Genomic DNA, 20,924 nt, shown 5'->3' with positions numbered 1-20,924 from the left:
TCACTTTTTTCTTAGCGTTTTAATTGCGTTTTACGATCAAAATCAGCACGTCTACCGGTTCCTATCACCCGCTGTCAAAGTTGATTGACTAATGAAAACTCATGATATTAATTAGCATTGCTCGATATTTCTTTAATAATTGGCAAGAGAGACGGATGATTTTACCTATTATCAAAGCGCCGGGGCGATCGGATGTGGGCGGCGAATAAAGGGCTCGCGGTTGAGGGCGCATGATTTATGCGCTCAACCCTGCGGCGTAGATGTTCTGACCGGGAAGGGAATCGTATTGAATATGGCGTCAATTTGGCATTGGCAATAGTGATGGTGGCAAAGACATTGCTGGAATTTGGAAAACAAGACACGGTATTCATCATCAGTTTGGGCTTTTATCCTAAGTCATTTTTTGTGCTTAAATACATTGAAAGCGTCATAATTAATCTGCCACCTTGTGTTCACTTATGCCTGCTGAGGGGGCAGACCTTATTTATCGGCAGGTACGCGCTCTTTTGTTAGCGGTGGGTCCCAGGTTTTAACGATAAATAAAGAGCTGAATCACATTTCGATGATATTTTAACGCGGATAGAAATGCACCTGTGCCCACCGTTAGCGCGCAGCGCAGGACCGGTTTATATTGACTCGCTTATGCGCATCCTCGTGGCGTAATGAGGACAGCCGTCGCGCGAGGTAAAAACCCAATGTCATAAGCAAACAGGATGAAAAGCGGCACTCTAGCGTTAATGGAAGCGGAATACCTTTTGCACCAAGCGGAATGCCGGGAATCAACGCGGCAGGCAACTTGCAGAACACCGCATCCGAAATGCGGCGGGCACTAGACGATACGGCGCAGACGAAACGCGATACCGGGCATGCGAGACGGAATACGGGCAAGCGAAACGCGATACCGGAATGCGAAACGCGATACCGGGCATGCGAGACGGAATACGGGCACGCGAGACGGGATAGGGACATGCGAAACGCGATACCGGGCACGCGAGACGGGATACGGGCACGCGAAACGCGATACCGGGCATGCGAGACGGAATACGGGCATGAGAAACGCGTTACGCAGCATGCGAGAGGCAATAATGCGCATAGATACGCGGCAGGTGCTAGCAGCTTGAGGTAGCAAGCCCTGCGCGAACGGGCCGCCGGCGGCCCGTCGCCGGCACGGTAATACCGGCCGGCGTGCAAACGGGGGATCAGCGTGCGGCTGCGCGCTGGCCGGAGGTTTTCAGCGCAAAACCGATGCCCAACACCACCAGCCATACCGGGATCAAATACACCGAAATGGCCATGCCCGGCGTGAGCAGCATAATCGCCAAAATACCCGCCATGAAAAGCAGGCAAAGGCAGTTGCCCAGCGGGTACCACAGCGCCGGAAAGCGCGGAACGACGCCCTGTTGCGCCTTTTTGCGGCGAAATTTCCAATGCGCCAAACTGATCATGCTCCAATTGATCACCAGCGCAGAAACCACCAGCGCCATCAGCAGGCCAAAAGCCTGGCCGGGCATCAGGTAGTTGAGCAGCACACAAATCGCGGTCGCGACGGCCGAGACGCCGAGCGCGGCCACCGGCACGCCGCGCCGGTCGACTCTGGCGAGCGATTGCGGGCCATTGCCCTGGCGGGCCAAACCGTACAGCATGCGGCTATTGCTATAAACGCAGCTGTTATAAACAGACAGCGCGGCGGTCAAGACTACCAGATTAAGGATATTGGCCACCCAATAGCTGTTAAGCGCCTGGAAAATCAAGACAAACGGGCTGCCGCCTTCCACCACTTTGCCCCAGGGGTACAGCGAAAGCAGGATCGCCAGCGCGCCGATGTAAAAGATCAGAATACGGTAAATAACCTGGTTAGTGGCTTTGGGAATGCTGTGCGCCGGGTCGTCCGCCTCGGCAGCGGTAATGCCCACCAGCTCCAGACCGCCGAAGGAAAACATAATCACCGCCATGGCCATCAGCAAGCCCTTGCCGCCGTGGGGGAAGAAGCCGCCCTGCGCCCATAAATTGGTCACGCTGGCCTCCGGGCCGCCGCGTCCGCTCAGCAGTAGCCAGGCGCCAAAAACGATCATCGCCACGATGGCAATCACTTTAATAATGGCGAACCAAAATTCCATTTCGCCGTAAAGCTTCACGTTAGCCAAATTGATAGCGTTAATCAGCAGGAAAAACACCGCCGCCGAGACCCAAGTGGGCAGTCCGGGCCACCAGTACTGCATATAGATCCCGACCGCGGACAATTCCGCCATCGCCACCAGGACATACAATACCCAATAATTCCAGCCGGAGGCGAAACCGGCGAAATTGCCCCAGTATTTATAGGCGAAGTGGCTGAACGAACCGGCCACCGGCTCCTCCACCACCATCTCGCCCAATTGGCGCATGATAAGGAAGGCGATAACGCCGCCGATAGCGTAGCCCAAAATAACCGAAGGGCCGGCCATTTGTATGGTTTGCGCAATCCCCAGAAACAGGCCGGTGCCAATCGCCCCGCCCAATGCAATAAGCTGTATATGGCGGTTTTTTAGCCCGCGTTTCAGCGTCTCGGCGCGCTGTTGACCTTCCATCATCGAATCCTCTGTCGTTATGGCGGGCAGATATCGGGATTCCGCCCAGCGCTGTGTCTATCCACAGTTACGGTTGTTGTACGTTTTAATTTACGCGTCACGGCGCGGCATTTTTGCGTCCGGGCTGTCGCGGGCAACAGAATAGTGATATGTGGCAGGCTTTGCACGGGATTTATGACACTTGCGCGTAATAAACCGGCGCCGTCGTTTGCTGGACGATGGGCGTAACGGCGACGGGAAAATCGCCGGGGTTCATCAGGTCATATCCGGGTTGCATGACTATGCATTTGGCGGCGTTTTTTCCCTGGCTTGCAGTGTCGGTCATCTTCCCCGGCTTCCCCGGAACGTTTCATAGACGTTAATAACCTTTTCGCCGGAAAACACGATTGTGCTGCGCAGCGGGCCTGACGCAGCATAGATGTAAGGCTTTTGTGAGAATGTGCGCGATTTGATGATTTAGGTCAAAGCCACGATAGACAGAAGGTGAATACTTTGTTACTTTTAGCACCGTGAAAATGTAATTGGTATTACCAATTGACTCCGCGCCATCCGTTGAGAAGACAAGAAATGGCCTATAGTAAGATCCGCCAACCCAAGTTATCGGATGTCATAGAACAACAGTTGGAATATTTGATTCTGGAAGGGACGCTGCGCCCCGGCGAAAAATTGCCTCCCGAGCGTGAACTGGCCAAGCAATTTGACGTCTCCCGCCCCTCACTGCGGGAAGCCATCCAGCGATTGGAAGCCAAAGGCCTGCTGCTGCGGCGGCAGGGGGGAGGGACGTTTGTGCAAAGTAATTTGTGGCAAAGCTTCAGCGATCCGCTGACCGAACTGTTGGCGGAACATCCTGAATCGCAATACGACCTGTTGGAAACCCGCCACGCCCTTGAAGGTATTGCCGCCTATTATGCGGCGCTGCGCGGGACCGAGCAGGATTTCGAGCATATCCGTGAATGCCATCAGGCGATTCAGGCGGCACAGGACAGCGGCGATCTCGACGCGGAGGCCGATGCCGTCATGAATTATCAAATCGCCGTCACCGAAGCCGCGCATAATGCGGTTTTATTGCATCTGGTGCGCTGCATGGGGCCGATGCTGGAAAACAACGTGCGTCAGAATTTTGAATTGCTTTACTCGCGCCGGGAAATGCTGGCGCAGGTGAGCAGCCACCGCGCCGGGATTTTCGCGGCGATAGTCGCGCGCGAGCCGGAAAAGGCGCGCGAGGCGTCACATCGCCATCTGGCGTTTATTGAGGAAATTTTGCTGGACCTTGGCCGGGAACATAGCCGGCGCGAACGCTCGCTTCGACGTCTCCAGCAACGCAAGGATTAAGCCTCCGGGAACGGCGGCCCACGCGGCAGCAGAAGCTATGGGCCTGTCTTCGTATGCTCTGACGGCCAGAGCATAGGAAGACAGGCTCCAACTAAACCAATATTAAAGATAGATAAGGAACACCACCATGTCAGAACGTTTGTACAATGACGTGGATCCGATCGAAACACGCGACTGGCTACAGGCGATCGAATCGGTTATCCGTGAAGAAGGTATTGAACGCGCGCAATTCCTGATTGATCAGGTGTTGGACGAAGCGCGTAAAGGTGGGGTAAGCATCGCGCAAGGTGCCGCCGGACGCAATTACATCAACACGATTCCGGTCGAGGAGGAGCCTGAGTATCCGGGCAATTTGGAGTTGGAGCGCCGCATCCGTTCCGCTATACGCTGGAACGCCGTCATGACCGTGCTGCACGCGTCGAAGAAAGATTTGGAACTGGGCGGCCACATGGCGTCATTCCAGTCCTCCGCCACGATTTATGAAGTGTGCTTTAACCACTTCTTCCGTGCGCGCAACGACAAAGACGGCGGCGACCTGGTCTATTTCCAGGGCCACATTTCCCCGGGCGTCTATGCCCGCGCCTTCCTGGAAGGCCGCCTGAGCGAAGATCAGATGAACAACTTCCGTCAGGAAGTGCACGGCAAGGGCCTCTCGTCCTATCCGCATCCCAAGCTGATGCCGGAGTTCTGGCAGTTCCCGACGGTGTCGATGGGCCTGGGCCCCATCAGCGCTATCTATCAGGCAAAATTCCTTAAATATTTGGACCATCGCGCGCTGAAGGACACCAGCAATCAGACCGTTTACGCCTTCCTGGGCGACGGCGAGATGGATGAGCCGGAATCCAAGGGCGCCATCACCATCGCGACGCGCGAGAAGCTGGACAACCTGGTGTTCATCATCAACTGTAACCTACAGCGTCTGGATGGACCGGTCACCGGTAACGGCAAGATCATCAACGAGCTGGAAGGCGTGTTCGGCGGCGCCGGCTGGGAAGTGATCAAGGTGGTCTGGGGCAGCCGCTGGGACGAGCTGCTGCGTAAAGACACCTCCGGCAAGCTGATTCAATTAATGAACGAAACCGTCGACGGCGACTACCAGACCTTTAAATCGAAGAACGGCGCCTACGTGCGCGAGCACTTCTTCGGTAAATATCCGGAAACCGCCGCGCTGGTGAAGGACATGAGCGACGACGAGATATGGGCGCTGAATCGCGGCGGCCACGATCCGAAAAAAATCTACGCCGCGCTGCAAAAAGCCAAAAAAACTACCGGCAAGCCCGTGGTCATCCTCGCCCACACCATCAAAGGCTACGGCATGGGTGTGACCGCGGAAGGCATGAATATCGCGCACCAGGTGAAGAAAATGAACATGGAAGGGGTACGCTACTTCCGCGATCGCTTCAACCTGAGCACCATTACCGACGACAAGATCGAAGCGCTGCCCTATATCACTTTTGCGGAAGGGTCCGAAGAGCACACCTATCTGCACGAGCGCCGCAAAGCGCTGCACGGCTATCTGCCGAGCCGCCTGAAGGATTTCACCAAGCCGCTGGAATTGCCGACGCTTGAGGACTTCGCTCCGCTTCTGGAAGAGCAGAAGAAAGAGATTTCCACCACTATCGCTTTTGTTCGCGTGCTGAACGTGATGCTGAAGAACAAGTCGATCAAAGATCGCTTGGTGCCGATCATCGCCGACGAAGCCCGTACTTTCGGCATGGAAGGTCTGTTCCGCCAGATAGGCATCTACAGCCCCAACGGCCAGCAGTACACGCCGCAGGACCGCGAGCAGGTCGCCTACTACCGCGAAGACGAAAAAGGGCAGATCCTGCAAGAAGGGATCAACGAGCTGGGCGCGGCTTCTTCCTGGCTGGCGGCGGCGACCTCCTACAGCACCAACGATTTGCCGATGATTCCGTTCTACATCTACTATTCGATGTTCGGTTTCCAGCGTATCGGCGATCTGTGCTGGGCGGCGGGCGACCAGCAGGCGCGCGGCTTCCTTATCGGCGGCACGTCGGGGCGGACCACGCTGAACGGTGAAGGCTTGCAGCACGAAGACGGCCACAGCCATATCCAGTCGCTGACCATTCCGAACTGCATTTCCTACGATCCGGCCTATGCCTATGAAGTCGCGGTTATCATGCACGACGGTTTGACCCGGATGTACGGCGATAAGCCGGAAAACGTCTACTACTATTTGACCACGCTGAACGAAAACTACGCTATGCCCGCCATGCCGAAAGGCGCGGAAGAGGGGATTCGCAAGGGGATCTATAGGCTTGAAACGCTGGAAGGCGGCAAAGGCAAAGTGCAGCTGATGGGCTCCGGCGCCATTCTGCGCCACGTGCGCGAAGCGGCGCAGATCCTGTCGAAAGAGTATGGGGTGGGTTCCGATGTGTACAGCGTGACCTCGTTCACCGAATTGGCGCGCGATGGCCAGGATTGCGAACGCTGGAACATGCTGCATCCGACCGAAACGCCGCGCGTACCCTATGTGGCCACCGTGCTGAACGATGCGCCGGCGGTAGCGTCCACCGATTATATGAAACTGTTCGCCGAGCAGATCCGCAACTTCATTCCCGCTAGCGAGTTCCGCGTTCTGGGCACCGACGGTTTCGGCCGTTCCGACAGCCGCGAGAACCTGCGTCATCACTTTGAAGTGGACGCCAGCTATGTGGTGGTTGCGGCGCTGGGTGAATTGGCCAAACGCGGCGATATCGGCGCTGATGTGGTGGCGCAGGCCATCAGCAAATTCGGCATCGATGCTGACAAAGTCAACCCGCGTCTGGCGTAAGAGGTAGAGTGAATCATGGCTATTGAAATCAACGTACCGGATATCGGTGCAGATGAAGTGGAAGTCACCGAAGTCCTGGTCAGCGTGGGCGATAAAGTTGACGCCGAGCAGTCGCTGATTACCGTGGAAGGCGACAAAGCGTCCATGGAAGTGCCCTCGCCGCAGGCGGGGGTGGTGAAAGAGTTGAAGGTGGCGGTGGGCGATAAAGTCACCACCGGCAAACTGATTATGGTCTTCGAGGAAGCCGAGGGTGGCGCTGAGAAGCCTGCCGCCGCGCCGAAGCAGGCCGACAGCGCGCCGGCGGCCAAACCGGCCGCCGCCGGCGGTGCCGCACAGAGTAAAGAGGTTAACGTACCCGATATCGGCGGCGACGAGGTGGAAGTCACCGAAGTGCTGGTGAAGGTGGGCGACAAGGTTGAAGCCGAACAGTCGCTTATCACCGTCGAGGGCGATAAGGCGTCGATGGAAGTGCCGGCGCCGTTCGCGGGGACGGTCAAAGAGCTGAAGGTCAACACCGGCGATAAAGTGAACACGGGTTCGCTTATTATGGTCTTTGAGGTCGCCGGTGGCGGCAGCGACGCCGCACCGGCCGAGGCCGAAGCGCCGCAGGCGCAGCAGCAGAGCGCGCCCGCTCAATCCGGCGGCAGCCAAGACGTCAATGTACCGGATATCGGCGGCGACGAAGTGGAAGTCACTGAGGTCATGGTCAAAGTGGGCGATAAGATCAGCGCCGAACAGTCGCTGATTACCGTGGAAGGTGACAAGGCATCGATGGAAGTGCCGGCGCCGTTTGCGGGGACCGTCAAAGAGATCAAGATTAACGTCGGCGATAAGGTCAGCACCGGTTCGCAGATTATGGTGTTCGAGGTGGAAGGCGCCGCCCCCGCGCCGGCCGCCGCCAAGGAAAGCGCCGCGGCCGTGGCCCCTGCGCCGGCAAGCGACGCCAACAAGAGCGCCGCTGCCGCCCCGTCGCCGGCCCAAGGCAAAGGTGAATTTGCCGAGAACGACGCCTATGTGCACGCGACCCCGGTGATCCGCCGGCTGGCGCGCGAATTCGGCGTCAACTTGGCGAAGGTGAAAGGTACCGGGCGTAAAGGCCGTATTCTACGCGAAGATATCCAGGCGTACGTCAAAGAGGCGGTCAAACGCGCCGAGGCCGCCCCAGCCGCTGCCGGCGGCGGTACGCTGCCTGGCCTGCTGCCGTGGCCGAAAGTGGACTTCAGCAAGTTCGGCGATACCGAAGAGGTGGAACTGGGTCGGATCCAGAAAATTTCCGGCGCCAACCTGCACCGCAACTGGGTGATGATCCCCCATGTGACCCAGTTCGACGAAGCCGATATCACCGAAGTGGAAGCCTTCCGCAAGCAGCAAAACGCCGAAGCCGAGAAGAAGAAGCTGGATGTGAAAATCACCCCGCTGGTGTTTATCATGAAGGCTGTCGCCAAGGGGCTGGAAGAGCTGCCGCGTTTTAACAGCTCGCTGTCCGAAGACGCCCAGAAACTGACGCTGAAAAAATACATCAATATCGGCGTGGCGGTAGATACCCCGAATGGTCTGGTGGTGCCGGTGTTCCGCGATGTGAATAAGAAAGGCATCGTAGAACTGTCGCGCGAGCTGGCGGAGATCTCGAAAAAGGCCCGCGCCGGCAAGCTGACATCGTCGGATATGCAGGGCGGCTGTTTCACCATCTCCAGCCTGGGCGGCATCGGCGGTACGGCGTTCACGCCTATCGTCAATGCGCCGGAAGTGGCGATACTCGGCGTGTCTAAATCGTCGATCAAGCCGGTGTGGAACGGTAAAGAGTTCGCGCCACGACTGATGTTGCCGCTGTCGCTGTCCTATGACCACCGGGTCATTGACGGCGCCGACGGTGCGCGTTTTATCAGCTTCATCAATAATGTGATGTCCGATATCCGTCGCTTGGTGATGTAACTTCCAGGCCGGCCCCCCGGCCGGCCTGCTTGTTTCGCGTCGCCGCCGGCGGCGAAGGGCGGTCGTCGGCGGTACCAACTAAACATGCGCCGTCGTCACATACTTTGCAGTCTATTAACATTTCTGTAAACTATGCGCGATGGAGACGTCCCGGTGGACACAGCGCGTTATGCAAATACACGCGATAAAATAGACGTCTGACCCGCCGGACAATCAACTAAGAGGTCATGATGAGTACTGAAATAAAAACTCAGGTCGTGGTACTTGGGGCAGGCCCAGGCGGCTATTCTGCGGCATTTCGCTGTGCGGATTTAGGTCTGGAGACCGTCTTGGTGGAACGTTATTCCACCCTCGGCGGGGTCTGCCTGAACGTAGGCTGTATCCCCTCCAAAGCCTTATTGCACGTCGCTAAAGTCATCGAAGAGGCCAAGGCGCTGAGCAAAAACGGCATCGTCTTTGGCGAGCCGCAAACCGATATCGACAAAGTGCGCACCTGGAAGGAAAAGGTGGTCAATCAGCTGACCGGCGGCCTGAGCGGTATGGCTAAAGCGCGTAAGGTCAAGGTGGTAAACGGTTACGGTCAATTTACCGGCGCCAACACCCTGCAGGTGGAAGGCGAAAACGGCACGACAACCATTACCTTCGACAACGCCATTATTGCCGCAGGCTCCCGCCCGATCCAACTGCCGTTTATCCCCCATGATGACCCCCGCGTATGGGATTCCACCGATGCGCTCGCCCTGACCACCGTGCCGAAGCGCCTGCTGGTGATGGGCGGCGGCATCATCGGCCTGGAAATGGCCACCGTTTACCACGCGCTGGGATCGGAAATCGACGTGGTGGAAATGTTCGATCAAGTTATCCCTGCGGCCGATAAAGACGTGGTGAAAGTCTTCACCAAGCGCATCAGTTCCCATTTCAACCTGATGCTGGAAACCAAAGTCACCGCGGTGGAAGCCAAAGAAGACGGCGTCTATGTCAGCATGGAAGGCAAAAAAGCGCCGTCGGAAGCCCAGCGCTATGACGCCGTGCTGGTCGCCATCGGCCGCGTGCCGAACGGTAAACTGCTGGATGCCGGCCAGGCCGGGGTAGAGGTCGACGACCGCGGTTTCATCCGCGTCGACAAACAAATGCGCACCAATGTGCCGCACATCTACGCTATCGGCGATATCGTCGGCCAGCCGATGCTGGCGCACAAAGGCACCCACGAGGGCCACGTGGCGGCGGAAGTTATCGCCGGCAAGAAACACTATTTCGACCCGAAAGTCATCCCGTCTATCGCCTATACCGAGCCGGAAGTGGCTTGGGTCGGTCTGACGGAAAAAGAAGCGAAAGAGAAAGGCATCAGCTATGAGGTCGCCACTTTCCCGTGGGCGGCATCCGGCCGCGCCATCGCTTCCGACTGCCAGGACGGTATGACCAAGCTGATTTTCGATAAAGAAAGCCATCGGGTGATTGGCGGCGCGGTGGTCGGCGTCAACGGCGGCGAGCTGCTGGGCGAAATCGGCCTGGCCATCGAGATGGGCTGCGATGCGGAAGATATCGCGCTGACCATCCATGCGCACCCCACGCTGCATGAATCGGTGGGTCTGGCGGCGGAAGTTTACGAAGGCACCATTACCGACCTGCCCAACGCCAAAGCGAAGAAAAAGAAATAACTTTCCTTTGCCTTTCGGCAAAAAAAAAGGCGCCTCGCGGCGCCTTTTTTTATTGCGCGCCGAGCGGCTGACGCGCGGCGCTCGCGTCGTTGTCGGGCGGCGTTAAATTGAACAGTTCACAGGCGGTGGTTTCCCCCACCGGGAAACGCGCCAGTAGCCGCCTTACCTCCGGACGATGAATCGCGTCGCCGATGTAATCGACCAATTGCAGCAGATGGGGCCGGGCAAGATATTTCAGCAGCGTATCCTCTTTGGTCATATAGCCGACCAGGCAAAGCGCTCGCAAATTAGGGTAGTCGGTGGTTAGCAGCGCCGTTTTTAACCGGCTGCCGCGAAATTCGTCGTGGGTGGCGCAGCGATTGGCAAAGGCAAGACTGTCATGGCGATAATGCGCCACAATACAGGCGCTATCGTCGCCGTTGGTAATACCCAGCAAGTTCTCACGACCGTAGGCGGGATCGTCCAGTACGGCGTGTAGTTTTTGCCGCACCGCCGGCGCGTCGGCCATGCTTTCGATTTGCGATTGGATATACCGTTCCGGCGTCAGCTGTTCACGGATTTCCGCCAAAACATCGTCCAGCGACAGACAGACTTTCATCGTGCACACTTCCGCCAAGTGATTGTCCAAACGGTAATCCAGCGGCGGCGATTGATAGATTTGATAATCACCAATTTGCATCAGATAGGACCAGGGCGCCTGACCCAGCGGATCATAGCGTAGCGATAGCTGAAAAACCTTGCGGTACTCGCTGTTGGCATAGGCACGCAACTGCATAAAACGGGCAACCATCGTGGTCGGCGTGAGATCGTGCGGCTCTCCGGCGCCGGGCTGGCTCAGTTGCCGGTAGAGGCGGGTGATGGCGGCGCGCTTGCCGCCTTGGCGGAAAAATCTGTCGTACAGACGATCGATAAGCCCCATATGGCTGGCGTCATCCAGCGTTCTGGCTTGAATAATACGCGTAATGCGGCTGCTGGTCAGCGCCCAACCGCTGTTCAGGATAATACTGAGGGGGGGACTAGAGATGATATCCATATCATGTTGCCTCCGTCGTAAAGGGCAACCATCTAATGCTAACCCCCCGCGATTGGCAAACCGTAATTGGCGTTACTGGTCGCTTTTTGCAACTCGGTGGTGAACGGGTCAGCGAGGGCGAACGGGGGGCTGACGCGGCCGCCGATCGTGGCTGAAACGGTTGATGAACGCGCGGAGTCAGCGCTAGGCGTGGCGCGTCGCCGTCAAAAGGATGGGGCGTCACGCAGGGCCTACCAAAAGAACGCCTCCCCGAAGGCCACCGGCACGCCGTTGGAAATCGGCTGCGCGCGTGGCCTCACCCGAGGAGAGGCGTTAGCATGCCATAGCGTTGGCGTTTGTCTCGGCTTAGCTACGGCCGCTACGTTGCCTTCCGCTACGGCATCCGTTACGGCTTGGGCTACGGCCGCGTCCTTGCCTTCAGCTATGACATTCAGCTACGGCATGCGTTTGGCTTAGGCTACGGCCGCGTCCTTGCCTTCAGCTATGACATGCAGCTATGGCATGCGTTTGGCTTAGGCTACGGCCTCGGGCTCGGCTTCGGTTTCAGCTTCAGCTTTGGTCTCGGCAACGGCCTCGGCTTCGGTTTTCGCGATGCCATTAACTAGGGCGTCGGTCTTGGCCTCAGTTTCGGCATGCGTTACGGCTTCGGTTTTGGTCCCAGCTTCATCTACGGTGCCGGCCAAGGCATCACCTTGCGCCGCGATGGCGTTAGGGATATCGGCCTGCGTCTGCGCCACGGCGGGCGTTAACGCGTCGGCGGTTTCGCTAGCGGTTGCGGCAATGCTGCCCGCAGCGGCGGTCGCGGTTGTGGCGGCGTCAGACGCGGCGCCGGGCACGGCCGCCTCGTCGGCGGTTTCGCTAGCGGTCGCGGCAATGCTGCCCGCAGCGGCGGTTGTAGTTGGGGCGGCGTCAGACGCGGCGCCGGGCACGGCCGCCTCGTCGGCGGTTTCACTCGCGCTCGCGGCAATGCTGCCCGCAGCGGCGGTCGCGATGGGGACAGCGTCAGACGCGGCGCCGGGCGCGGCCGCCTCGTCGGCGGTTTCACTCGCGCTCGCGGCAATGCTGCCCGCTGGCACCTCCCCGGCTGGCGCGGAGATCGCTGCGGCGCTGGCGACGGCGGCTTCAATCTCTTTCGCGCACCATTGCGGCGATGAGGTCACCTCGGCCGTCGGCGTTTTCAACTGCGTGTCCACCACCTCAACCGTATTGGGCAACGTAGGCACGGACGTGCTTAGCGCGCCCGCCAGGAAGTTAAGGGTATATTCGCCGACCGTGCGCTGCTCTGGATTGCTGCTGCTCCCGGGGTCGACATAATCGAAATCGGAAGGGACGTCGCGGTTCAGCGACCAGAGCGAGAGCGAAGATAATCCATGCTGGGCGGCAAAGGCGCCGACGTCAAAGGCGTTGGCCAGCGTAAACATCGAACCATCATCGTTGCGGCCGATCATCGGCGTTATGCCTACTTTGGCAAAACGCGCCGTCTCGGATAACTCGGGGTAAATACTTTGCAGTTGGGCGACAATATTGGTGACCGCATCTTTCGCCGCCTGTCCCATTTCCCCTGCTACGCCGGGCTGGTAGAAATCCATCGTCATGGCGTTCACGATAAAATCGACTTTCGCGGCGGCCAGTTGTTCCACCAGCGTTATTTGCTCGGGCTTAAGCCCGGTGGGGGCGGTCGGCAGCGTCAATGAAATCGGCAGGTTCGGGTACTCCGGCTGTAGGCGGGCCAGCGCCGCGCTGATTTTCCCTATATCGAACAGATTGTTTTCCAGATCGAAATCCAACCCCTGCGGTTGATAGAGGGTAATCGCCTGGCGATAGGCTTCCAGTAATTCATCCTCGGACAGGGCGGTGGAGATATCGGCATTGCTGGCGCCGCCGAAGGACAATTTAAAACCCTTTCCGGCTTCGACCAGGGCATCGGTCAGCGGTTTGGCCCATGCCAGCGGTGTGGTGGCCTGCCCGGACCAACAAGGGGTGTTATCTTGGCCAAGGGTGATGAAAGAGAGCGTTAGGCCATCGGTCTTTAAGGCGGCGGCAAGTTCGGCATACACGGGGTTCGGACGTCCTGCGGGAAAATCGCTATCATTCCATTTCGCGTTATTCGATACATCCGTATAGGGCATACAAGTTGGGGTGTACATTCAGTCTCCTTACTTTGGGAATTAATAATTGCGCGCGCCAGAGGAGTATTGTTGAAAAAAAAAAGGGCGTAAGGCATTAACTCTTGAACGAAAGCGCAGCGGCAGAGAGAACGGCAGGCAGGCGCCATAGGGCGAAAACGACGGGCGTGAAGCGTCTTTGGCGGCGCCGGCGATGATATGCGCGCCATTGCGGGCGCGCTGGCGCTTTGCTTCGGCACGCTTTCATGTCAAAGTGATTCGTCAGGTGGCACGCGGTTATCGCCGCGCCGCCGCCCGCCTTTGAAGGTATCGCTAAAGCCTTATCGTTTCAGCCAAATATCATGTTGCTTTTATGTAAACAAATTAACAAGACGGTTAAATACTGATAAACTGGCGCTTACCCTGCCGGATAACAACGAACCTTTTCTAATTAATGTATCGCCGGTAGGGAACGGAAAGCCAGGCACTACCTATGACAATGAAAGCGAGGAGAACGTCGTGCTAGAAGATTATCGTAAGCACGTTGCCGAGCGTGCTGCACAGGGCATTGTCCCTAAGCCACTCGATGCCGTACAAATGGCGGCGCTGGTTGAGCTGCTAAAAAACCCGCCGGCGGGTGAAGAAGCGTATCTGCTGGATCTGTTGACCAATCGGGTACCGCCGGGCGTGGACGAAGCGGCCTACGTTAAAGCAGGTTTCCTTGCGGCCGTTGCCAAAGGTGAGGCGTCTTCCCCGCTGGTGACGGCGGAAAAAGCCATTGATTTGCTGGGCACCATGCAGGGCGGCTATAACATCTCGCCGCTGGTGGACGCGCTGGACAAGGATGCGCTGGCGCCTATTGCCGCCCGCGCGCTAAAATCCATGCTGCTGATGTTCGACAACTTCTATGATGTCGAAGAGAAAGCCAGGGCCGGTAATGCCCACGCGCAAGATGTCATGACGTCCTGGGCCGAGGCGGAATGGTTCCTGTCCCGTCCGCCGCTGGCGGAAAAAATGACCGTTACCGTGTTCAAGGTCACCGGTGAAACCAATACCGATGACTTATCGCCGGCCCCCGACGCCTGGTCGCGGCCGGATATCCCGCTGCATGCGCTGGCGATGCTGAAAAACGCCCGCGACGGCATTATCCCCGACCAGCCCGGCAACGTCGGTCCCATCCAGCAGATCGAGGCGCTGAACGGCAAAGGCTTCCCGTTAGCCTATGTCGGCGATGTCGTGGGCACCGGCTCCTCGCGCAAATCCGCCACCAACTCGGTGCTGTGGTTTATGGGTGACGACATTCCGTATGTGCCGAACAAACGCGGCGGCGGGGTGGTGCTGGGCAGCAAAATCGCGCCGATTTTCTTCAACACTATGGAAGATGCCGGCGCCCTGCCGATCGAAGTAGACGTGTCCGATTTGAACATGGGCGACGTCATTGATATCTATCCGTTCGCGGGGGAAATCCGTCATCACGAGACCGGGGCGCTGTTGGCCAGTTTCACGCTGAAAACGGATGTGCTGGTGGACGAAGTGCGCGCCGGCGGCCGTATTCCGCTCATCATCGGCCGTGGTCTGACCGCGCGCGCACGTGAATCGCTGGGGCTGTCGCCCAGCACCATCTTCCGCCACGCCCGCGATGTCGCCGCCAGCGACAAAGGCTATACGCTGGCGCAGAAAATGGTCGGCCGCGCCTGCGGCGTGCCGGGGGTACGTCCCGGCCAGTATTGCGAGCCGAAAATGACCTCGGTAGGGTCGCAGGATACGACCGGCCCCATGACGCGCGATGAGTTAAAGGATCTGGCGTGCCTGGGCTTCTCCGCCGACCTGGTAATGCAATCATTCTGCCACACCGCCGCCTATCCCAAGCCGGTGGACGTGCAGACCCACCATACGCTGCCGGACTTCATCATGAACCGCGGCGGCGTCTCCCTGCGTCCGGGCGACGGTATCATCCACTCCTGGCTGAACCGCATGTTACTGCCCGACACCGTCGGCACCGGCGGCGATTCCCATACCCGTTTCCCGATTGGCATCTCGTTCCCGGCGGGGTCCGGGCTGGTGGCCTTCGCCGCCGCGACCGGGGTCATGCCGTTGGATATGCCTGAGTCGGTGCTGGTTCGTTTCAAAGGCGCCATGCAACCGGGCATTACCTTGCGCGATCTGGTGCATGCGATCCCGTATTATGCCATCAAGCAAGGGCTGCTGACGGTGGAGAAAAAGAGCAAGAAAAACATTTTCTCCGGCCGCATCCTGGAAATCGAGGGGCTGCCGGAACTGAAAGTGGAACAGGCTTTTGAACTGGCGGACGCCTCGGCGGAACGCTCCGCCGCCGGTTGTACCATCAAGCTTGACCAGGCGCCGATTACCGAATATTTAAATTCCAATATCGTGCTGCTGAAATGGATGATTTCGGAAGGTTACGGCGATCGCCGCACGCTGGAACGGCGTATCAAAGGCATGGAGAGCTGGCTGGCGAATCCGTCTCTTCTGTCGGCGGATGCCGATGCCGAGTATGCGGCGGTGATTGAGATTGATCTGGCCGAAATCAGCGAACCGATCCTGTGCGCGCCGAACGATCCGGATGACGCCCGTCTGCTGTCTGACGTGGCCGGCAGCAAAATCGATGAAGTCTTTATCGGCTCCTGCATGACCAATATCGGCCACTTCCGCGCCGCCGGTAAGCTGCTGGACAGTCACAAGGGCCAGCTGCCGACCCGCCTGTGGGTTGCGCCGCCAACCAAAATGGACGCCGCCCAGCTCACCGAAGAAGGCTACTATAGCGTCTTTGGCAAAAGCGGCGCGCGTATGGAAATCCCGGGTTGCTCGCTGTGCATGGGTAACCAGGCGCGGGTAACGGATGGCGCGACGGTGGTGTCCACCTCTACCCGTAACTTTCCGAACCGTTTAGGCAACGGCGCCGACGTTTATCTGGCCTCTGCGGAGCTGGCGGCGGTCACCTCGCTGCTGGGCCGTTTGCCGACGGTGGAGGAGTATTTGCAGGCGATGGCGCTGGTGGATCAGACGGCGGTGGATACCTACCGTTATCTGAATTTCGACCGCCTCAGCGAATACACCGACAAAGCCGATCAGGTCATTTTCCAAACCGCGGTTTAACTCCGCCCGCGTGCGGCGCCGCCTGCACGGCAAGTCCATTACCGCCCGTCGCTGACGGGCGTTTTTTTTGGCCTGTACGGCGCGCGGCCGGGGTAACCGCCGTCTCCGGCGGCGATAATCGTGACGCAGGCTTTGGCGGGCGCGATAAAAACGCGTAAAATCCGATTATCTTCCACCGCCATTTTCCATAAAGATACGGCATAGCGCCCCAACGGGGTGGACGGCAACGATGGACTACGAATTTTTACGCGACGTCACCGGTCAGGTCATCGTCAAATTCTCCATGGGCCATGAGGCTATCGGACATTGGCTGAATGACGAAGTCAAGGGCGATATGGCGCTGCTGGCTGATGTGGAGCGGCGTTTACTGAGCTTATCCGGCTCCCTGGCGCAGTGGCAGCACATCGGCCATGAATATACCCTGCTTATTGACGCTGAAGAGGTCATGGTGCGCGCCAACGGCATATCGGTGGAGTGCGACGATCTGGAAGAGGGGCTCAGTTATTATGATGAAGAAAGTTTGTCGCTGTGCGGCAGCGACGATTTTCTGCTGATGCTGAAGCGGTATCGTCAGTTTATGCATACCGGCGGATGAAGCGCGGGCCGAGGTTGCTTACCCCGGCCCGCCTGAGTTTCTCGCGGCTTGCTTTGAACCGCGCGGCCAACGTTGCCGGCAAGGCCGGGGGTTAAATTACGGGCAGGTTGCGGCCGTAATAAATTTCCTGCATCTCTTTGTAAAGGAGATCGGTAATTGCTTTGCGCTCGTCCGCGCTGAGATCGTCCGGCCTGGCATTGAAAAGATAGTGTTTGAGATCGAAATCTTTCAGCATCATCTTGGTGTGAAAAATATTCTCCTGATAGACATTGACGTCCATCATGTGATAGAGCGCTTTCATGTCTTTGGACATAAAATTCTGAATCGAGTTGATCTCGTGGTCGATATAATGTTTTACCCCGTTGATATCGCGGGTAAAGCCGCGCACGCGGTAATCCATGGTGACAATATCCGACTCCAACTGATGGATCAGGTAATTAAGCGCTTTTAACGGGGAGATGACGCCGCAGGTCGAGACTTCTATATCGGCGCGGAAAGTGCATAGACCGCCCTCGGGATGGCTTTCCGGGTAGGTATGCACACAAATATGGCTTTTATCCAGATGCGCTACCACCGATTCCGGCAGCGGCCCGGGATGTTCGGACGTGTCGATGCTGCCGGGGTCGACCGGCTCCTCGCTGACCAATATGGTCACGCTCGCGCCCTGCGGCTCGTAGTCCTGGCGGGCAATGTTCAGGATATTTGCGCCTATCATCGAGCAGGTTTCGCTGAGAATTTCCGTCAGACGATTGGCGTTATATTGTTCGTCAATGTAGGCGATATAGCCGTCACGGTCGTCCGCCGTTTTGGCATAACAAATATCGTAAATACAAAAACTCAGGCTCTTGGTCAGATTATTAAAGCCGTGTAGTTTTAGCTTCTGCAATTTGGTTCACCCCCTTATAAATACCGTTTCAGCGGCAAGCTGATAAGGCATTCAGCAAATATTGCGGCAGGGCGAAGCTGCCGTTATGGATCGCCGCATTATAGTAGCGGCAGGTCAGGCCGGTCTTATCGATACGCGCCGCCAGGGTCGCGGTGTCGAGCTGGCGTAGCGCCGGATTTTGACTGGCCCAGGCGAAGGTCATAATACCGCCGTAATAGGTCGGCACCGCCGCCTGATAAAAACTGACGTCGCTAAAATAGTGACGAAGTTTCCGGTGGCTATTGACCGCTTCCTCCTGCTGTAAAAAACACACGCCGTTCTGCGCGACGAAAATGCCGTCTTGGTTAAGACAGCGCGCGCAGCCCTGATAGAAATCAGAGGTAAACAGGCTTTCTCCCGGCCCGATAGGGTCGGTGCAGTCGGAAATGATGACATCGAATTTCTCGCTGCTTTGGGAAACAAAATCCACACCGTCGGCGATCACCAGCGTAAAACGCGGGTCGTCAAACGCGCCCGCGTTGTGGCTTGGCAAATATTTTTGGCAGAAGGTCACCACGCCGGCATCGATCTCAACCATGGTTATTTGCTCTACGCCGGGATGACGGCTGACTTCACGCAGCATTCCGCCGTCGCCGCCGCCGATGATGAGCACTTTTTTGGCGTTGCCATGGGCGACGAGCGGCACATGGGCCATCATCTCATGATAGATAAACTCATCGCGCTCGGTGGTCTGTACCACGCCGTCCAGCGCCATGACCCGGCCCAATGCGGCGTTTTCAAATATCACCAAATCCTGCTGGCCGGTGGTTTCCCGGTACAGGACGTTATCCACGGTAAAATATTGGCCGAAATGATCGTGTAACGTTTCGTGCCAGGTTTCTTGGTTGGACATGTCTGGCTGCTCCTTGGCAAGTCCGCCATGAAAAAACAGCGCAATATGATAGCTAACTCTGCCCGCGGTTGCACGGTTAAATTTCGTGCAAAGGGGCTGTGAGAGCGTATTATTTGGCGTAGGCGAGTAAACCGAGAGAGTTAGTCGCCAGCGATTCGCATTTTTTCGCCGACGGTACGGGGATGCCGCTGAGGTCACGGTAGCTGTCTTCGCCCAGCGCGCGCATATCATAGGCGGCGTAATTGCTCAAATCCCAGCGGTTTTGCTGGGCGAAAATCAAGATGGCGCGGCGGATTTGCTCATTGGGCATATCCGCATAGCCGCAATTATTCTTGAGATAGACGAACACCGCCGTCAGGTCGGCCATATCTTCCGCTTCGTTCTCCGTCAGCGCCTGCGCGGCACTGGATATCCCCAGCAGGCCCAGCAATAGCATCACCAATAAGGTGTTTTTCATAGTGAAACTCAATTCAATCGTTATACTTTGACGTTATCATATTTCAAGATAGACGCCTTCTATTATTTAAACCGCAGGGCGGTCATTCCTCATTATGGAACATGAAAAGGAACTTGCACCACAGCGGTCGCTCTCTTCCCGGTTCTGCTCACGCCGACACCTCCCCTCCGGCACGCTATCAAGGTTCCATTAGGGCAATGGCAGGGGGGTGTCGCGCCTCGGTTGCCGGTTAAGCCTGGCGTTCGAGCCTATCACAGGCCCAGCGCCATTGGCGATTGACGGCGCGCAGCCTAACCTCATCGGAAGCCAGCTCCGCCAGCGCGAGCAGCGTTTGCGCCTGCTGGGCGTCCAGCGCGCGGGGTTGATAATCAATAACGCATAATGACCCCAACGCAAAGCCATCGGGATCGACTATCGGCGCGCCCGCATAGAAGCGAAAGTTAGGCGGGTTCGCCACCGCCGGATTGTCGGCAAAAAGCGTCTCGCGCGACAGGTCGTTGACGGCGAACACCTCTTTTTGCAAGACGGTGTGATTGCAAAAAGCCCAACTGCGCGGCGTTTGCGTCAGTTTCAGCCCCTGTCGTGACTTAAACCACTGGCGTGTGGGGGTCAGTAGCGTCATCAGCGCGACAGGCATGCGCAAATTCTGGCTGGCAAGCCAGGTTAACCGGTCAAAAGCTGCCTCGGGGGCGGTGTCCACCAAACCGGAGCGGTCCAACGCTTCCAGCCGTTGGCTTTCATTAGCGGCCAGGGGGAAGGACACCGGCAATGCCATGCGTTCAATCGGGGGCGTGATATCGCTTAAGGCATCGCGAATGACCAGAGGGAGCTGCTCGGCGGAGGTTACCTGGACCGATGGCGGGGCGCGATTGGCGTCCGTTGCCGTGGCGTCGGCGTCGGCGTCGTTCACGGCCATTAGCCGCGTCTGTCCCAGAGCGGGATGGGCCGCCAGATGTGACAGCAGAGAAAGTCGCTCCGCGCGCGCGTCCGCCAGATCGACCACCACCACCGCCGGCAGCCGATGGCCGATAGCGAAAGCGGTCGCGTAAACGTCGTCAACGGTGTCAACGGCGCCTTCGCCGACCGTGGACAGCAGCCCTTCAAGCAGCGGGCGGCGCGCCGGCGAGGCGAGCAGGATGACCCGTGCCGATGAAAGCTTCGCTGCCCGATCGTTCTTCTTCGCCATAAAGGCCAGCACATCGGCGCGGTGGACGCGGCGATGCCCCCCGGGGGTTTTCCACGAGGCCAAGGCCCCGCCTTCGATGAACAGTTGAGCGGTACGCACCGAAATACCAAGCAACTGCGCGGCCTGGGTCGTGGTCAGGATATCGTTAGCCATAATTTCTACTGCCGGAAACGGATTCTTCTCTGAAGCTTGATGCATTTTTTCTCAATGATCAATTTTTATGTAAAATAACTCAAATTTGATATATTTGATACATTTGACAAATTTGATGGCCGATCATATAGTCTCTCCGCGCGGCCTTGGCCGCGACGATGCAGTTCGCTGGCAGCGGGCGCCGGAGTTGTCGTCTCTTCATTTCAAGGTTGGTCCG

13 protein-coding genes are annotated in these 20,924 nt (G+C 57.7%); 6 read left to right on the top strand and 7 right to left on the bottom strand.

Annotation, left to right across the window (positions count from 1 at the left end; genetic code table 11):
- Nucleotides 1-1,199: 1,199 nt before the first annotated feature.
- A complete protein-coding gene (locus SANT_RS17000) occupies nucleotides 1,200-2,567 on the bottom strand; it encodes an amino acid permease (protein WP_025423457.1) in 1,368 nt (455 codons plus the stop codon).
- Nucleotides 2,568-3,134: 567 nt separating this feature from the next.
- Between SANT_RS17000 and pdhR the strand changes: the two genes are divergently transcribed.
- The 4 genes from pdhR (at nucleotide 3,135) to lpdA (ending at nucleotide 10,283) form a co-directional block, all read left to right on the top strand.
- A complete protein-coding gene (gene pdhR / locus SANT_RS16995) occupies nucleotides 3,135-3,899 on the top strand; it encodes a pyruvate dehydrogenase complex transcriptional repressor PdhR (protein ID WP_025423456.1) in 765 nt (254 codons plus the stop codon).
- 127 nt (nucleotides 3,900-4,026) lie between these two features.
- The gene (gene aceE / locus SANT_RS16990) at nucleotides 4,027-6,693 is read left to right on the top strand and encodes a pyruvate dehydrogenase (acetyl-transferring), homodimeric type (protein WP_025423455.1); all 2,667 of its coding nucleotides are present in this window, start codon (nucleotides 4,027-4,029) and stop codon (nucleotides 6,691-6,693) included.
- Nucleotides 6,694-6,708: 15 nt separating this feature from the next.
- A complete protein-coding gene (gene aceF / locus SANT_RS16985; protein ID WP_025423454.1) occupies nucleotides 6,709-8,625 on the top strand; it encodes a pyruvate dehydrogenase complex dihydrolipoyllysine-residue acetyltransferase in 1,917 nt (638 codons plus the stop codon).
- A gap of 230 nt (nucleotides 8,626-8,855) precedes the next feature.
- A complete protein-coding gene (gene lpdA, locus SANT_RS16980) occupies nucleotides 8,856-10,283 on the top strand; it encodes a dihydrolipoyl dehydrogenase (protein WP_025423453.1) in 1,428 nt (475 codons plus the stop codon).
- 49 nt (nucleotides 10,284-10,332) lie between these two features.
- Here lpdA and SANT_RS16975 read toward each other — a convergent pair whose 3' ends face one another.
- Together SANT_RS16975 and SANT_RS23020 are read right to left on the bottom strand one after the other, a co-directional pair.
- Nucleotides 10,333-11,316 (bottom strand): hypothetical protein, encoded by a 984-nt coding sequence (locus tag SANT_RS16975; protein ID WP_025423452.1) that lies wholly within the window; start codon nucleotides 11,314-11,316, stop codon nucleotides 10,333-10,335.
- Nucleotides 11,317-11,828: 512 nt separating this feature from the next.
- A complete protein-coding gene (locus tag SANT_RS23020) occupies nucleotides 11,829-13,463 on the bottom strand; it encodes a hypothetical protein (RefSeq protein ID WP_148296319.1) in 1,635 nt (544 codons plus the stop codon).
- Nucleotides 13,464-13,940: 477 nt separating this feature from the next.
- On the opposite strand from SANT_RS23020, the gene acnB reads away from it, so the two are divergent.
- Nucleotides 13,941-16,538 carry a bifunctional aconitate hydratase 2/2-methylisocitrate dehydratase gene (acnB, locus tag SANT_RS16965; RefSeq protein WP_025423450.1) on the top strand — a complete coding sequence of 866 codons (2,598 nt, stop codon included), beginning with the start codon at nucleotides 13,941-13,943 and terminating at the stop codon, nucleotides 16,536-16,538.
- Between the two features lie 229 nt (nucleotides 16,539-16,767).
- A complete protein-coding gene (locus SANT_RS16960; protein WP_025423449.1) occupies nucleotides 16,768-17,133 on the top strand; it encodes a YacL family protein in 366 nt (121 codons plus the stop codon).
- A gap of 91 nt (nucleotides 17,134-17,224) precedes the next feature.
- Here the strand turns inward: SANT_RS16960 and speD are convergent, their stop codons facing one another.
- From speD to SANT_RS16940, 4 genes are all read right to left on the bottom strand, one after another.
- The gene (speD, locus tag SANT_RS16955) at nucleotides 17,225-18,019 is read right to left on the bottom strand and encodes an adenosylmethionine decarboxylase (protein ID WP_025423448.1); all 795 of its coding nucleotides are present in this window, start codon (nucleotides 18,017-18,019) and stop codon (nucleotides 17,225-17,227) included.
- Nucleotides 18,020-18,047: 28 nt separating this feature from the next.
- Nucleotides 18,048-18,911, bottom strand: a complete 864-nt coding sequence (gene speE, locus SANT_RS16950) for a polyamine aminopropyltransferase (RefSeq protein ID WP_025423447.1) — start codon at nucleotides 18,909-18,911, stop codon at nucleotides 18,048-18,050.
- Between the two features lie 109 nt (nucleotides 18,912-19,020).
- Nucleotides 19,021-19,368: a YacC family pilotin-like protein gene (locus SANT_RS16945; protein ID WP_025423446.1), complete on the bottom strand. Its 348-nt coding sequence runs from the start codon at nucleotides 19,366-19,368 to the stop codon at nucleotides 19,021-19,023.
- Between the two features lie 229 nt (nucleotides 19,369-19,597).
- The gene (locus SANT_RS16940) at nucleotides 19,598-20,752 is read right to left on the bottom strand and encodes a GAF domain-containing protein (RefSeq protein WP_200867252.1); all 1,155 of its coding nucleotides are present in this window, start codon (nucleotides 20,750-20,752) and stop codon (nucleotides 19,598-19,600) included.
- Nucleotides 20,753-20,924 lie beyond the last annotated feature (172 nt).

Origin of the sequence: Sodalis praecaptivus, from assembly GCF_000517425.1 — a bacterium.
GTDB classification, from domain to species: Bacteria; Pseudomonadota; Gammaproteobacteria; order Enterobacterales; family Enterobacteriaceae; genus Sodalis_A; species Sodalis_A praecaptivus.
Note: the sequence above shows the minus strand (reverse complement) of the source record. Positions and strands in the feature narration are given on the sequence as shown.

Bases quoted from the DNA above. Each gene is read 5' to 3' on its own strand.
- SANT_RS23020 (WP_148296319.1), bottom strand. From the start codon at position 13,463: ATGTACACCCCAACTTGTATGCCCTATACGGATGTATCGAATAACGCG.
- aceE (WP_025423455.1), top strand. From the start codon at position 4,027: ATGTCAGAACGTTTGTACAATGACGTGGATCCGATCGAAACACGCGAC.
- aceF (WP_025423454.1), top strand. From the start codon at position 6,709: ATGGCTATTGAAATCAACGTACCGGATATCGGTGCAGATGAAGTGGAA.
- SANT_RS16975 (WP_025423452.1), bottom strand. From the start codon at position 11,316: ATGGATATCATCTCTAGTCCCCCCCTCAGTATTATCCTGAACAGCGGT.
- pdhR (WP_025423456.1), top strand. From the start codon at position 3,135: ATGGCCTATAGTAAGATCCGCCAACCCAAGTTATCGGATGTCATAGAA.
- SANT_RS17000 (WP_025423457.1), bottom strand. From the start codon at position 2,567: ATGGAAGGTCAACAGCGCGCCGAGACGCTGAAACGCGGGCTAAAAAAC.
- lpdA (WP_025423453.1), top strand. From the start codon at position 8,856: ATGAGTACTGAAATAAAAACTCAGGTCGTGGTACTTGGGGCAGGCCCA.
- speE (WP_025423447.1), bottom strand. From the start codon at position 18,911: ATGTCCAACCAAGAAACCTGGCACGAAACGTTACACGATCATTTCGGC.
- SANT_RS16960 (WP_025423449.1), top strand. From the start codon at position 16,768: ATGGACTACGAATTTTTACGCGACGTCACCGGTCAGGTCATCGTCAAA.
- SANT_RS16945 (WP_025423446.1), bottom strand. From the start codon at position 19,368: ATGAAAAACACCTTATTGGTGATGCTATTGCTGGGCCTGCTGGGGATA.
- SANT_RS16940 (WP_200867252.1), bottom strand. From the start codon at position 20,752: ATGCATCAAGCTTCAGAGAAGAATCCGTTTCCGGCAGTAGAAATTATG.